We start from the raw sequence: 15,192 nt of genomic DNA, 5'->3' as shown, positions 1-15,192 counted from the left end.
TAAAACAAAAAGGGCTAAATTAATTTGTTGTGTTTAGAGCTGTGAATATATTATTGCATCTCTAAAAAACTTCTCTTGGAGAAAATCTTTCCCTATTAGCTATATTGATGGCATTTTAAAATTATCGTATATTGATTCATGTCATTTAAATAATCAATATATATCCATGTATCACTATCAATTTTCAGAATAACCTCCCTCTTGACATAAGCTGAAAAATCATTTCTTATAAAAAACAATTTCGTAAAAATTAAAAACAGGAGGCCTGTCTTGATAGAACCTAAAATTAAAGAGAAAATTCCCCTCAAAGGTATGCGCGCCCGCATTGCTAAAAAAATGACTCAAAGCTGGACTAGTGCACCTCGTGTTGCAGAAATAGTCCTAATCAATATGGAAGAAGCTAAAAAATGTGCAGATTCAAAAAAGTCTGAAGGTGTGACAATAAACGACCTTATTATTCGCTCCTGCGCATTGGCACTGAAAGAATTTCCAATTCTTAATTCAGCAGTAATCGGAGAAGAAATTCTTGTCTTTGATAATGTAAATATTGCTTTTGCAGTTGCCCTCGATGATGGATTGATTACTCCTGTGATTCCTGAAGCTGATACTCTAAGTTTGCCAGATGTTGCCGCAAAAAGGGCGGAGGTAGTTGAGAGAGTCCGCAATGGAGAAAGAACTCCCGACCTACTTACAGGAGGTACTTTTACGATTACTAATCTTGGTGGTGCTGGGATTGAGCTTTTTACACCAATTATAAATTTCCCGCAGTGCGCAATATTAGGAGTAGGCAAAGCAATCAGGCGTCCTGTCGTTGATGGAGAGGGAAATATTGTTTCACAGCTCAATATGTATGCTTCTTTGGTTTTTGACCACCGCATTGTGGACGGTTTGCCGGCGGCAAAATGTTTAGGAAGAATAAAGGAATTGTTGGAAAATCCCAGTGCTATAGGATAGAAAATTCCTTTTCTATTACATAATGTCAATGAGATTTTTAAGTGAAGGGTTTTAATTATGAAAAATATATTTGACCTTGAAGGAAAAGTGGCAGTAGTGACAGGAGCAGGTAAAGGTATAGGTAAAGCACTTGCGATTGGACTTTCTGAGTTTGGTTGTGATGTAGTATTAGTTGCTCGCACACTTTCAGACCTTGAAAAAGTTGCTGATGAGATTGAGAAAAGAGGAAGAAAAGCATTGCCTGTGCCAACGGATGTTTCTAAGGAAGAGCAAGTTAATGCAATGGCAGAGAAAACAATAAAACATTTTGGTAAGGTTGATATACTTGTCAACAATTCAGGAGTAAGCGGAGATAAACCCGTGCTGAAAATGGACCTTGACTATTGGGAATGGGTAATGTCAGTCAACCTGCGTGGTCCTTTTCTTTGCTCAAAGGCGATTGGTGCTCATATGGCAAAACAGAGGCGCGGCAAGGTTATAAACATTTCGTCAATTACTTATCAGATGGCAATTCCAAATATGACATCTTACAGCGCTAGCAAAGCAGGGTTAGTGCAGTTTACAAAAGTTTTAGCCCTTGAGTGGGTGAAATACAATATTCAGGTGAATGCCGTATGTCCCGGCTATATTAGGACGCCGATGAATGAAGAATTTTTTGCTTCTGAAGCAGGCAAAAGAGTCATTGAAAAAACACTGCCAATGAAGCGGCTTGGCGAACCTGAAGAGCTAATCGGTTCTGTTGTCTATTTTGCATCACCTGCATCGGATTTCACTACTGGCGCAGTGCTTGTAGTTGATGGCGGGCAAATTTTAGGTAAATAGATGGATTTTGTTGACTCACTAATAAGAAATTTGTTAAAGCCAATAAGAAAAATTGTTCAAAAAAAATAGTTCGGAGGTCAGGAAATATGAGCATTATTATAGGAAGAAACAAAAATTTAAGAAAACTTTTAGAGTTTCAGGCAGAAGACAAACCGGACAAGGATTTTATAATTTTCATAGATAAAAATGATAATGTAGAAACACTGACTTACAAAGAGTTCAATAAAAAAGTTAATAAGCTTGCTAATGCTCTTCTTGATTTGGGCATTAAGAAAGGAGATTTCGTAACCTGCCATCTTCCAAATTCTACAGGCTTTTGTCTGACATGGTTTGCCACCTCCAAAATTGGTGCAATAATGATTCCAACTAACATTATGTCACGCCCCGATGAGATGGAGTATATGCTTAATCATTCAGAATCAGGCACAATTATAACGGATCCTGAATATATGGAGATGATAGATAGCATCAAAGGGAAATGTCCTAATCTTAAAAACATAATTTTATATAGGGCAGAAGAGGCGCCCGAAGGGGTTTTGCTCTTAAATGATATTTTGAAGGAATACCCTGATGAATTGAAAGAAATCGTTGATGTGGGACCTATGGATGTTTCTAATATGCTTTATACATCAGGAACAACGGCAAGGCCCAAAGGGGTTCTTCTAACTCACGGAAATTCCCTTTGGATTGGAGAAACGATGGCTTGCGAGCAGAAGTTGACTACAGAAGACAGACATATTTGCGTCCTTCCTCTCTTCCATGTAAATGCCCAGTATATTTCCTTTATGCCTACTATAACTGCTGGAGCGAGCATTATAATATGTGAAAGATTCAGCGCTTCTCGTTTCTTCAAATATGTTAGGGAATATGGGGCAACGATAACAAGTTTAGTTGCTACAAATGTGAGACAGCTTCTCGCACAGCCGCGCACTCCTTTTGACAGGGACCATAAAATGAGAAGAATCTGCTTTGCTATTGCTATTACTGACGAGCAATGGGATGAATTTGAAACGCGCTTCAACACGACACTTCACGACCTTTATGGCCTTACAGAAACATTGGCACCCTGCACATTTACCTGTATGCACGCAAAGAGAAAGAGGGGGTCTGTGGGATTACCAACATTTGGTGTTGAGATAAAGATAGTTGATGATAATAGGAATGAAGTCCCCATTGGTGAGGTAGGTGAAATAGCAGTCCATGGCACACCCGGAATTCAATTGATGAAGGGGTATTATAAGAACCCTGAAGCTACAGCAGAAGTGCTTGATGAGAATAACTGGTTCTATACAGGCGATTATGGCAAGATGGATGAGGATGGCTATGTGTACTTTATAGATAGAAAGAAGGATGTAATTAAAAGAGCAGGGGAAAACATTGCCGCACAAGAAGTTGAAAGAGTTTTGACAGAGCATCCTGCTATAGTGGAAGCCGCTGTGATAGGAGTTCCTGATGAAATGCGGGATTGGGCTGTAAAAGCATTCATTTTGTTAAAAGAGGGGATGTCGGTAACTGCTGATGAAGTGAAAGCATTCTGTGCTGAGCGGCTGGCAAAGTTCAAAGTGCCTGAATTCATAGAAGTTGTGAAGGAATTTCCAAAGACATCAATTGGAAAGATTCAGAAGAATATTTTGAAGAAAAGAGAACTTGAAAAGTATGAGAAGAAAAGCTAATTTCAAAAGCGTATGAAATATAAATTTGATTTGAAGGTTAGGCGTGTTGAAGAGAAACGCCTCGAAAATAGAGAAAAATTAGGAGAACTGCTTACTTCTCTTCGCAAAAGAAAAGGGAAAAAGTGGCAAGATTCCTTTATTGAAGCTGACAGAAATATCTATTTTGGCGGCTCGATTGAAATAGACAAAGATAAATGTATTGCTTGTGGCGCCTGTGCTGAAATTTGTCCAACAGGAGCAATAGAAGTTGATGACAAAGACGGCGTAAGGTATATCTACCATAAAATGCAGATATGCGTAGGCTGCAGGAAGTGCGAAAAGAGTTGTGATGATGATGCAATAAAAGCAAATCCGGGCCTAAATCTAAAAACTTTCTTTGAAGGCTCTCTTGAATTAAAGAAGGAAGCAGAGCTTATCCTTTGTGTCCAGTGCAAAAGACCTGTTGGGCCTAAGGCGGCAATAGAAAAGCTTAAAAAAATTCTTGAAGAAGAATCACATATCCATAGTGAACTTGATTTTTGTCAGAAGTGTAGAAAATGGAGAACAGCATATGAAGCTGTGCCAAGACTTTCAATCTTGATTGGCAGAACAGCTTCCGAAATATCAGGGAAGAAAGAAAGTGGTGAATAAAAAAGCAGGAAAAGAAGATTTTGTAAAAGAACCAACCACAGAAGAAAAAGAACTTGCCTTATTCATATGTACCTGTGCTGATGAAATTTCCAAGACAATAGATATTGAAAAAATTGTTGAAAGCATACAAACTGACAATACATTCAAAAGTGTGGTTATACATAATGCTCTTTGTCAGAAAGAGGGTATAAAATTTATAGCTGACAAGGTTAAAAGTGAGTTTATAGAGAAATTTGTAATTTCTGCCTGCTCCCCTCAGAGCATAGGAAAGATATTCAAAGAAGGGCTTGAAAGAGCAGGTATTAGTAGAAACTTTTACGAGATAGTCAATTTGAGAGAGGGATGTGCCTGGCCTCATTCGGATGATCCTAAAAATGCCACGAGAAAAGCTCTCGCAATGATTAAGACGGCTGCAAGAAGCATAGAGGCATCAGAAGAAAATAGAAAAGAAAGCCGCCAAATCTCAAATGAAGCCGTAGTAATTGGTGCAGGACCTGCCGGAATAGCTGCATCCTTTGAGTTGGCTGAAGCCGGAATCAAAACAATACTTCTTGAAAAAAAGCACTTTCTTGGCGGAATGGCGATGAAGTTAGGGATTGTTGCACCTACAAATGACTGCGGCTTGTGCACAGCTTTTCTTGATGTTGAGAATCTTGAAGTTTGCAGAAAATGCCTTTACAGGAGTAGAATCGACAATCAGCCTAATCTTAAAATACTTACTGGAACGAATATTACAGGAATAAAAGGAGAACCCGGGAATTTTCAAATTTCTGCTGAAGTTGAACCGCGTTATGTGGATGTTGAAAGATGCATTCTTTGTGGAAAATGCGAAGAAGTATGTCCTGTTGATGGTATCAAACGGAAACATTATTCAACGGTTTCGCGAAAAGCCGCTTATCTTCCATGGCCTCAAGCAATTCCACGGGCATATTTGATTGATAGGGAAAATTGCAGAGAGGGATGCAGAGAATGTGAAGATATCTGCCCAACTAAGGCAATAAATCTTAATGATACAAAAAGGAATGAGTTGTTTAATGCTGGTGCTGTAGTTATTGCTACCGGTATAAGCGAGTTTAAGCCAAATGCAGTAACTGAGTATGGCTTTGGAAGATATCAAAATGTGATTACTCAGCATGAATTAGGGCATCTGCTTAATCCGGAAGGGCATACTGAAGGTAAACTTATAAGGCCATCGGATGGAAAAGAAGCAAAAAATATTGTTATGATACAGTGCGTTGGGTCGCGTGACAGCAATTATAATGAATATTGCTCTGAAGTATGCTGCCTTTTTGCTATCAAACATGCCATTTTGATAAAAGAAAAAACAGACGCCGAGGTAACGATTTGTTATATCGATATAAGGACTCCCGGAAATTTTGAAAAATATTATATCGAAGCTCGTGATAAATGGGTCAATTTCGTAAAGGGTCGCCCTTCGAGAATTGAAGAAATCCCGGAAACTGCGAATCTTCTCGTTGAGGTTGAGGACATTACAATGAATCGCGACCTTCTTCTTGAAGCTGACCTTGTCGTCCTTTCCAGTGCTCTGCGTCCTGCAAAAGGGACTGATAAATTATCAGAGGTTTCCTGTCTTGATTTGAATGAATATGGTTTTATCAGGGAATATTACGGGAAAAACCGCGCCACTGAAACATCGTTGAAAGGAATTTATGCGGCAGGCTCCGTAACAGGACCAAAGAATATTCCTCTTTCTATTGCACAGGGAAGTGCGGCGGCAGCAAAAGCAATATCGCAGATTAAGAAGCAGAAAGCTGTAAAGGAAATTATGTGCGCTAAGATAGATGAAGAGCTTTGTATCAAATGTGGAATATGTGTAAATGTTTGTCCTGTGAGAGCAGTCGAAACTAAAGAAGAATTTACAGCAATAGATATTTTGGAAACACCTGAAGTGAATCCGGTGAAATGCGTCAATTGTGGACAATGTTCAGCATTTTGTCCAACAGGAGCTATTTGGGCAGGAAATTACAGAGAAGAGAATTTTATCTCCCAGATTGAAGAAATAATTCGTTCTGCTGATATCAAACCCAAAATACTTACATTCCTTTGCCTTGAATGTGCATATGCGGCTGTTGACCTTGTAGGGTTGAAGAAGATAAAATATCCACCCAATATCCTTCCATTGGGTGTGCCCTGTGCAGGGAAGGTTTCCTTGTTTGATATTTTCAAATCTTTCGAATGTGGGGCAGATGGCGTAATTGTTGGCGGTTGTGCTACATGTCACTTTAAAAACGGTAAGGATTATATGGTTTCACAAGTTGAATTTGGAAAGAAACTTTTGGATTCTATTGGGATCGAAAAAGAGAGATTGGAATATTTTACAACAGCTATTTCTGACCAAAGAAAATTTCTTGACATAGCAAAGAGAATGACTGAAAAAGTTAAAGCACTTTCATAAAATTTTTTATTCAAAAAAGAAGGGAGGTGAGACAGTAGAAGATAGAATAATAAGTTTCACCTAAATGTTTTTCCAACATTGAAATTTCCAATCTAATTTGAAGGGGGATCGATAATATGGAACAAACCAAGTTTATTATGATCAATCCGGAAAAGTGTTCGGGTTGCAGAACTTGTGAGATGGCTTGTTCTCTTTATAATGAGAAAGAGTGCAGTCCGTCTCTTTCAAGAATCCGGGTTGTAAGGAACGAAGCTATTGGAGATAGCTTCCCTGTTGGCTGTGCCCTCTGTTCGAAACCAGTGTGCGTAGAAGTTTGTCCAACTGGCGCAAACTCCATTGACCCGGAATTGGGAACGGGATTAATCAATGAAGAAATTTGCGTTGGTTGCAAGGCATGTGTAAGGGCATGTCCTTTTGGCGCTGCAGGAATTAGCTACAGAACAGGAAAAGCATATAAGTGCAATCTTTGCGGCGGCGACCCGATGTGTGTAAAACATTGCCCAACCAAATGTCTCGAATATGCACCTCTTGAGCTAACAGTAAGGCACCGCAGGCGTGCACTTGCTGATGACGTAATTGCTAAGTTAAAAGGGGAGGGCTAATAATATGTATGGATGGAGAGGAAAAAGAATTCGTTTCAATTTAACCAAAGGCACCTGGGATGTTGAGGAAACACCTTATGAGTATAGGCGTAAATGGTTAGGCGGCAGAGGTTACAATTCCGAAGTTTTGTATAACAGCGTCGGACCAGATGTTGACCCATTATCACCTGAAAATGTCGTTTGTCTTGGCGTTGGTCCTATGTCAGGCACATTTGGACCTTCAACAGGTAGAGTTACGGTTACCGCAAAATCGCCCTTAACAGGCGGATTCGGTGATTCTAATATGGGCGGACACTGGGGCGCTGAATTGAAGTTTGCCGGCTATGAACAGATTATTCTTGAAGGAAAAGCTCCGAAACCGTCTTATATTTGGATTGATGATGACAAAATCGAAATCAGAGATGCTTCCCACATTTGGGGAAAGTATCCAAGAGATGCTGATGCGATAATCAAGGAAGAATTAGGCGACAAAGATATTCATATAGTAACAATTGGACCTGCCGGTGAAAACCTCGTCCGTTTTGCCTGCACATTCAATGACTGTTATAGGGCGGCAGGAAGAACAGGACATGGTGCTGTAATTGGCTCGAAAAATATCAAAGCAATCGCTGTTAGGGGAACAGGCGGCGTCAAGATTGCAAATCCGGAAGAATATTTCAAGATTTGCAGTGAATGGCGCGAAACAATGCGCACCGACCCAATGGCACAGGGCCTTCTCAACTACGGCAGTTTGATTCTCATTATGCCATGTAACTATGAAATGGGTTGGTTCCCATGGAAGAACCTCAAATATGGATATCATCCAGATGCAAGAAACATTTCTGGTGAAGTTTGGTCTAAAAAACATCTGAGACACAAAGAAGGATGTTTCTCCTGCGCTATCTGCTGTGGTATAGTTTCTGAAATTAGAGAAGGCAAATATAAAGGAGAATATACAGGCGGACCTGAATATGAAGCCGCTGTGCCGACAGGACCAAGAGTTGGCATCATCGATTCAGAAACGACTCTGCACAATGCTGTGCTGACCAACAATTTTGGAATGGATGCCATTGAAGCTGGAGCCGCAATTAGCTGGGCAATGGAATGCTGGGAGAAAGGATACTTGACAGCTAAAGATACTGGCGGCCTCGAGCTTACATGGGGAAATGCAGAAGTCGTCGATAAACTTCTCCGTATGATGACCTATAGAGAAGGTTTTGGTGACATTCTTGCAGAAGGTCCATGGAGAGCATCACAGAAACTTGGTATTGGTGAAGACTGTCTCGTTGTTACAAGAGGTATGAGTCTGCCGGGAGACGACCCAAGAGGTCTGGGTTTCGGCTACGGGCTTAGCTTTGCAGTTGGTACAAGAGGCGGATGTGACCACTTGCGTTCTCTCTGCTGTCTTGAACTTTCAGGCTACCTCTATCCTGGACTCAACAAGAAGATAGTTGGGACAGAAGAGTGTTCGAAACCGCTTGTCACAGCAGGAAAACCAAAGATGGTTTATTGGGAAGAAAATCAGAAAGCGTTTGTTGACAGCTTGCAGGTTTGCTGTTTCAACACCCACTGGTCATATGGCTGCAGAAACGAACACCTTGTTCCAATGTTAAATGCAGTAACAGGTCTTGACTTCACTGAAGATGAGCTGATGACGATTGGTGAGAGAATATACAACCTTGAAAGGGCATATTGGGCAAAGATGCTCAGTGGTAAATATGAGGATACAGTGCCAAGAAGATTTACTCACGAGCCGATGCCTGAAAACCCTGCGGCAAGCTCAGGTAAGGTTCTGCCTCTCGATGAAATGCTCCCTGAATACTACAAACTGCGTGAATATGACCCTGAGACAGGATTTCCGGGAGAGAAGAAACTGAAAGAACTTGGACTTGAAGATGTTGCCGAAGAATTGAAGCCGTATAGGAAAAAATATATCGAGCTTCATAAAGGCAAAAAAGGCGGAAAGAAGAAAAAGTAGTTTGAAAAAAGAAGATGACAAAGGGGAGAAAAATATTCTCCCCTTTTCTTTCTTATTTAATGAATCAATAGGTAAATATTAAACAATTAGTAGTGGGAAGTCGCATATGAAGATTAAAGTAAGATACTATAACTTGACACTCGATATTACAAAGAAAGTCGAAGAAGAAATCGATATTCCTGAAAACTCTACGGTAAATGATGCAATCAAAATAGTCTGCCAGAAATATGGATATGCATTTGAACAAAGGGTTACTCTTACAATGGATTCAATGGAAGGAAAAGTTCAAAGGGCAAATGTATATCTAAACAACAGGCCTGTAGATTATGAATATGAGTATCCAGAGAAGCTAAATACGAAGTTGAAAGAAGGAGACATCCTTTCCTTTGGCTCACTTATCGGTGGGGGGAATTAGATTTAGTATTTAGGGCTTCAAGACATCTATTTGAATTGATAGGTGCTATTGTTTTTCTTATAAAATGATACTATAATTTATTTTGATTGTTTCCCAGAAACTTAAATCCATTATTCCTCTCTTTTTTTTCTTCCACTGATGCCTTTATTATGTTTGATTATTGTCTTAAAATGAGAAATAAACTTAAAAAAATGAATTTTAATAAATATGAATCAAAGTACAGCTCAATACCGCATTAAGATTTATCTTGTTTTCCTATTGTGCTTGTTTTTTACAGTCGATGCAATTTCACTTTATATCAATGTTAAAAAAACACGCCAACAGTTTCATACATTTGCACAAAATAGAGGCCAAGCATTTTTCAAGGCTTTTGTCGTAGCACGGCGGTGGAATGCTATGCATGGAGGAGTTTATATATTTGTTACGGAAAATTCCCAGCCGAATGTGTATCTTGAAGACCCTTTGAGAGATATTGAAACTAAAGAAGGAATGAAGCTTACAAAGGTAAATCCTGCATATATGACAAGAATGATATCGGAATATCTTAAAAACGATTCCGAAGTTCATATTCACTTGACCAGCCTAAAACCTTTGAATCCCTCAAATAAACCTGATCAATGGGAAGCTAAGATGCTGAAAAAATTTGAAGAGGGTATGAGTGAAGTTTCTGATGTAACAAATCAAAAGGGGGTTGAAATTTTTCGCTATATGGCTCCACTTCTTGTTGAAGAATCCTGCCTAAAATGCCATGAGAAACAAGGTTATAAAATAGGCGATGTTAGAGGAGGACTCAGTGTTAGTTTCCCATATACATCATATCAAAATGCCACATCGGAAGCATTAAAAAGAATCTATATTATTCATATACTTTTTTTTATTATTTTTGCTCTGATAATTTATTATCTCGGACGCTTTATTGTGAGAAATATAGCGGCCCTTGAAGAAAGTATTGCGCATATCAATCAACTTGAAGGAATTTTGCCCATATGTTCATCGTGTAAGAAAATCAAGGATGAGAAAGGTGAATGGCAGATGCTTGAATCATATATGAGAAGAAGTAGTGATGTGAAATTTTCGCATGGGCTCTGTCCTGATTGCGCGAAGAAACTATATCCTGATTATTACAAAAATGATTTGGGAAAAAAGGGTTCTGATGATTTGTAAAGCATCTTTTATGTAAGAACAAAAAACTATGAATTACACCCTGACCACACATTTTCTTCATCTTTAAAGAAATGGATTTCCTTCATTTTTATGTCTAAAGCTATATCGCTTCCCGTTTTTCCCTGAAATTGCTTGGGACATTTAATAACCAACTTTTTTTCGAGTCCTTCAATATCGATGTATGCAAGGATCTCTGAACCTAAATTTTCCAAGTTTCTTATTTTTCCCCTAATATTTCCTTTGTCTATATAAAATGATTCAGATCGTATTCCCATAATTATTTTTTCCCCTTCAATTTCTTTAAGTTTCGTTGAGGTTCCAATTTCCAGTGAAAAATTTCCGCTCTTGAAGAAAAATCTTCCTTCTTCATTCACTAAATATCCTTCGATAAGATTTATTTCAGGAGTGCCTATGAATTGTGCTGTAAAAAGATTTTTAGGTGAATTATAGAGTTCATCTGGAGTGCCTATCTGTTGTATTTCTCCTTTGTTGAGTAAGATAATCTTGTCTGCCATTGTCATAGCTTCAAATTGATCATGAGTTACATAGATTATTGTGGTTTGTAATTTGTTATGGAGGTCAATTATTTCTCTTCTCATTTTTGAGCGAAGGCGGGCATCGAGATTCGAAAGTGGTTCATCAAAAAGAAATAGTTTGGGATTTCTCACAATAGCCCTGCCGAGCGCTACTCGCTGTCTCTCTCCTCCTGATAATTGTCGGGGTTTTTTCTTTAGATGATTCTCTATTTTTAATAGTTTTGCCGTGGAAATTACTCGTTCTTCTATTTCTTTTTTTCCCATTTTCTGCATTTTTAAGGGGAAAGCCATATTTTCAAATATTGACATATGGGGATAAAGGGCATAGCTTTGAAATACCATTGCAATATTTCTTCTTTGCGGAGGAATATTTGAAATATCATTTTCCAAGAAGATCTTACCGCTGTCTTGACGCTCGATGCCTGCTATAATCTTTAAAAGAGTAGTTTTACCACATCCCGAGGGACCGAGTATTACACAAAACTCTCCTTTTTCGACTTCGAAACTTATTTTTTTCAGTATTGATGAATCTGAAAATGATTTCGATATATTTTCGATCAATAAGTAATTCATAGATCATCATTCCTTTACAGCGCCTGCTGAAAGTCCAGATACTATTTGTTTTTGAAAAAACATTACTAAAATTACCAGTGGGATTGTAGCTATTGTCGAAGCTGCGGCTATTTCTCCCCAAGGCATTGTATATTGTCCCTGAAAAAGGGCAATCCCTACAGGAAGAGTGCGATACTTTTCTTCAGTCATAACTAAAAGAGCAAAGAAGAATTCATTCCATGCATATATGAAAACAAGTATAGAGGCCGTGAATATACCCGGCAAAGACAAGGGAGCAATTATTTTTAAAAGCACCTGAATATGACTGCATCCATCTATCATTGCCGCTTCTTCGATTTCTTTTGGAAGTTTGTCAAAAAAGGACGCAAGTATCCAGATGCCCAACGGAAGAGTTAAAGTTACATATGGCAGAATCAATCCTTGATAGCAGTTAAGCCATCCGAAGAAATCAAGAATGCGCCAGATAGGTCCTGCTATTGAGATTTGAGGAAACATCGATGATGCCAAAATAATGCCCATAATTAATCTTTTCCCCTTGAGTTTAAGGCAGGCAAGAGCATAGCCGGCAAGGCTTGAAATGAATATCGTTATGATGGTTGTGCATCCAGCAACGAGCAAACTGTTTTTTATGTATAGAAAGATATCATAATTACTTATAGTTGATTGATAAAATTGCATATTGAAAGAAGGAATGAATATAGGGGGAATAGATGATATTTCTATTTCCCTCTTAAATGATGTGCTGACAAACCAGAGAAAAGGGAATATGCTAACTAAAACTACAACGGCTGTAGTTAAAAGAAATGTCAACTTGTAACTTATGTTTTTCATAGTCTTTTTTCCATTAAAGTTTTTCCAAGCATCCTAATGTAAAGAAGGGACAAACAAAAAATTATTAAAAAAATTATTACTGAAATCGTGGAACCATAACCCACAAATCCTTCTGCAAAGATTTTTTTATAACCGTAAAATTGCAATACATTTGTAGCGTCACCGGGCCCTCCCTGTGTCATTACAAAAACGAGGTCGAAAACTCTAAAAGCATCAATAGTCCTGAAAAGCAAAGCTACCAGTATTGTGGGCTTTAGAAGAGGAAGGGTGATTTTTATAAATTGATACCATCTGCTGGCACCGTCGATTTTTGCAGCTTCATATAAATCTTCAGGTATTATCTGAAGTCCCGCAAGAATAATCAAAGCCGCAAATGAAGAGGATTTCCATATATCTGCTGCAGCAATTGAAAAAAAAGCAAGAGTAGGATTTGCAAGCCAAGCTTTGTATGAATCAGTATGAGCACCAAAAAGAAGAAAGTTTGCAAATCCGTACTGGTCGTTGAAAATAAATCGCCACATTTGAGAGGAGACGACTGTAGGAATTGCCCATGGTATTAAAATTGCAGCTCTGATGAAGCCTCGCCATTTAAAGGTGTTATGCATAACTAACGCTATAACTATGCCAAAGAGTATTTCGAAAAAAGTTGTAATAATGACAAAGGCAAATGTTATTAAAAATGAATGTAGCGCTATTTTGTCTCTTAATAGAGCTGTATAATTGGCAAACCCTACAAATGCGCCGACTGATATATTTTTCCATAGTGATAGTTTGAAAAAGCTCAGAAAAAATGAATATAAGATTGGATATATTGAAAAAATAGCCAGAAAGAGAAAAGCGGGAAGAAGCAAAAAAAAGGCAAATGTCTTTTCCTTCTTAATAAGAACGCTTCCCTTCACTTTACACCTTTGAGTCGAGGAAAGGAAAATTACATCTATTTTTAAATTATTCAATCAGTAGAGTTTTTTTTCAATATTAAAAGCTATTTTCTCTTGAGTATTTTTTTCATTTCCTCTGAAGTGAAGATTGCTTCTTTTCTTATATTAATATTGCTGCTCGATATTGCCTTGCTAAAAAATCGTTGAAGAATGTTTGAAATGGCTGGATAAAAAGGAGTGGCGGGCCTTGGGTATGAAGAAAAAAATACTTCTCTCATCTGTTCAAAATGAGGATTTTTTTTGATAATGTCTTCATCATTATAGAGTGATTTTCGTGTCGGTGGTATTCCTGCTTTTATTGCAAGAAATTTCTGTATTTTTTCACTTGTCATAAATTCTACAAACTTCCATCCTTCACTTTTCTTTTTTGAAAATGCGCTCAATCCAAGTTGCCATCCGCCTAAAGTGGAATAACTTTTATTACCATTGAAATGAGGAATTTTAGTTATTCCCACTTTACCAACGATGCGAGAGCGCGCTGGATTATTAACAATTTCCCAGGCATAGGGCCAGTTTCTATGAAATATGGCTTTACCCTGAAGAAAAATATCAAGTGATTCCTGCTCTTGATATGCCAAAGCACCCGGAGGTGAAAGCTCCTTTATAATTTTATCTCTTACAAAGCGAATAGCATTCAATGCCGGCTCTTCTGTGATTTTAGGAGTTAATGTTGTTTCATCGATGATTTTGCTCCCATTTGAGAGAATGAATTCCATCATATTACAGACAAGCCCTTCATATTGTTTGAACTGACCTGAAAATCCATAGATGTTTTTCTTCTGTTTTTTTTCAGCTTTTACTATTTTTTGCGCTATCATATATAGTTCTTCCCATGTCTGAGGAGGTTGAGTATTATATTTTTCAAGAAGATCTTTTCTATAATAGAGTAATCCGGCATCAGTAAATAGGGGAATTCCGTAAAGTTTTCCATTGTAGGTATTTGCATCAATAGTGCTTTCAATAAACTTATCTTTTTCCTTATTGTTTATATAATTGTCCAATGGTTCCGCCCAACCTGCTGCTGCAAATTCAGCAGGCCAGATGACATCCATAAAGAAAACATCAACATCTGCACTCTTGTTTTTGAGCTTTTGTGTTAGAAGGTCATGGAATGCAGTCGTTGAATGAGGAGCAAATTCTCGTTTTATTTTTATTTGGGGATGTTCTTTTTCAAAAAGTTTTATGGCTTCGTCCCAAACTTTTGGTTGGTCGGGCATGAAAGTAACAAAATGGATTTCAGTTATTTCTGATTTTTTATTTTCATTTTTTTTACAGGAGATGAGTGAAAAAAATATTATTCCGGAAAAGAGAATAAAAAAGAAAAAATGCTTTTTTGGATTTTCTTTGTTTCTCAAGATAAACATAACTGTTTTGGTTATATGATAAAAAAGCGCAAGTCAAGATTTCAAATAATTGTCTTTGTAGAATAGTTTTGCCGGACATCTTCTATAATCGCGATTTACCAAAATTAAATGGAATCGATAACTTTTTTTCTAAAAAATTTTAGATATATTTTTTAAATCATCTTCAAATTTTTTTCATTAAATAGCTTATGATTTTAAAAAAAAGCAAGATATCCATTATAGAGGTGTTATGACAGTCATATAGAGTTTCAAAAAATTAGTAAATTATTCTGAAGCTAATAAGATAAACAATTTAGAACTAAATTCAGGAAAAATTT

General features: G+C 37.7%; 13 protein-coding genes. 9 read left to right on the top strand and 4 right to left on the bottom strand.

Translation table 11 applies throughout. The features are described from left to right. Nucleotides 1-228: 228 nt before the first annotated feature. The 9 genes from D6734_06825 to D6734_06785 all read left to right on the top strand — a co-directional run bounded on the left by D6734_06825 (nucleotide 229) and on the right by D6734_06785 (nucleotide 10,633). Nucleotides 229-954 carry a 2-oxo acid dehydrogenase subunit E2 gene (locus D6734_06825; GenBank protein ID RMF94850.1) on the top strand — a complete coding sequence of 242 codons (726 nt, stop codon included), beginning with the start codon at nucleotides 229-231 and terminating at the stop codon, nucleotides 952-954. 57 nt (nucleotides 955-1,011) lie between these two features. Continuing rightward, nucleotides 1,012-1,776, top strand: a complete 765-nt coding sequence (locus tag D6734_06820; GenBank protein ID RMF94849.1) for an SDR family oxidoreductase — start codon at nucleotides 1,012-1,014, stop codon at nucleotides 1,774-1,776. Between the two features lie 86 nt (nucleotides 1,777-1,862). Further along, complete coding sequence (locus D6734_06815) at nucleotides 1,863-3,449, top strand: ATP-dependent acyl-CoA ligase (protein RMF94848.1); 1,587 nt, start codon at nucleotides 1,863-1,865, stop codon at nucleotides 3,447-3,449. 12 nt (nucleotides 3,450-3,461) lie between these two features. Continuing rightward, nucleotides 3,462-4,079, top strand: coding sequence for a 4Fe-4S dicluster domain-containing protein (locus tag D6734_06810; protein ID RMF94847.1), 618 nt, complete (start codon nucleotides 3,462-3,464; stop codon nucleotides 4,077-4,079). Then, nucleotides 4,072-6,495, top strand: a complete 2,424-nt coding sequence (locus tag D6734_06805; GenBank protein RMF94846.1) for a hydrogenase iron-sulfur subunit — start codon at nucleotides 4,072-4,074, stop codon at nucleotides 6,493-6,495. The genes D6734_06810 and D6734_06805 overlap by 8 nt, the downstream gene beginning before the upstream one ends. Nucleotides 6,496-6,611: 116 nt before the next feature. Next, nucleotides 6,612-7,097, top strand: coding sequence for a 4Fe-4S dicluster domain-containing protein (locus D6734_06800; GenBank protein ID RMF94845.1), 486 nt, complete (start codon nucleotides 6,612-6,614; stop codon nucleotides 7,095-7,097). A 4-nt stretch (nucleotides 7,098-7,101) separates the two neighbouring features. Beyond that, a complete protein-coding gene (locus D6734_06795) occupies nucleotides 7,102-9,054 on the top strand; it encodes an aldehyde ferredoxin oxidoreductase (protein ID RMF94844.1) in 1,953 nt (650 codons plus the stop codon). Nucleotides 9,055-9,160: 106 nt separating this feature from the next. Next, nucleotides 9,161-9,469: a hypothetical protein gene (locus tag D6734_06790; protein RMF94843.1), complete on the top strand. Its 309-nt coding sequence runs from the start codon at nucleotides 9,161-9,163 to the stop codon at nucleotides 9,467-9,469. Nucleotides 9,470-9,676: 207 nt separating this feature from the next. Beyond that, nucleotides 9,677-10,633 (top strand): DUF3365 domain-containing protein, encoded by a 957-nt coding sequence (locus tag D6734_06785; GenBank protein RMF94842.1) that lies wholly within the window; start codon nucleotides 9,677-9,679, stop codon nucleotides 10,631-10,633. Nucleotides 10,634-10,659: 26 nt separating this feature from the next. Here D6734_06785 and D6734_06780 read toward each other — a convergent pair whose 3' ends face one another. The 4 genes from D6734_06780 to D6734_06765 all read right to left on the bottom strand — a co-directional run bounded on the left by D6734_06780 (nucleotide 10,660) and on the right by D6734_06765 (nucleotide 14,875). Then, nucleotides 10,660-11,742 carry an ABC transporter ATP-binding protein gene (locus D6734_06780; GenBank protein ID RMF94841.1) on the bottom strand — a complete coding sequence of 361 codons (1,083 nt, stop codon included), beginning with the start codon at nucleotides 11,740-11,742 and terminating at the stop codon, nucleotides 10,660-10,662. A gap of 6 nt (nucleotides 11,743-11,748) precedes the next feature. Continuing rightward, entirely contained in the window at nucleotides 11,749-12,573 is an 825-nt protein-coding gene (locus D6734_06775) for a carbohydrate ABC transporter permease (GenBank protein ID RMF94840.1), read from the bottom strand. After that, complete coding sequence (locus D6734_06770; GenBank protein RMF94839.1) at nucleotides 12,570-13,472, bottom strand: sugar ABC transporter permease; 903 nt, start codon at nucleotides 13,470-13,472, stop codon at nucleotides 12,570-12,572. Before D6734_06770 ends, D6734_06775 begins: the two co-directional genes overlap by 4 nt. Nucleotides 13,473-13,555: 83 nt before the next feature. After that, nucleotides 13,556-14,875 carry an ABC transporter substrate-binding protein gene (locus tag D6734_06765; GenBank protein ID RMF94838.1) on the bottom strand — a complete coding sequence of 440 codons (1,320 nt, stop codon included), beginning with the start codon at nucleotides 14,873-14,875 and terminating at the stop codon, nucleotides 13,556-13,558. Between the last annotated feature and the right edge of the window lie 317 nt (nucleotides 14,876-15,192).

Source organism: Candidatus Schekmanbacteria bacterium, assembly GCA_003695725.1.
GTDB lineage: Bacteria > Schekmanbacteria > GWA2-38-11 > GWA2-38-11 > J061 > J061.
This window is presented reverse-complemented; position numbering and strand designations above follow the sequence as displayed.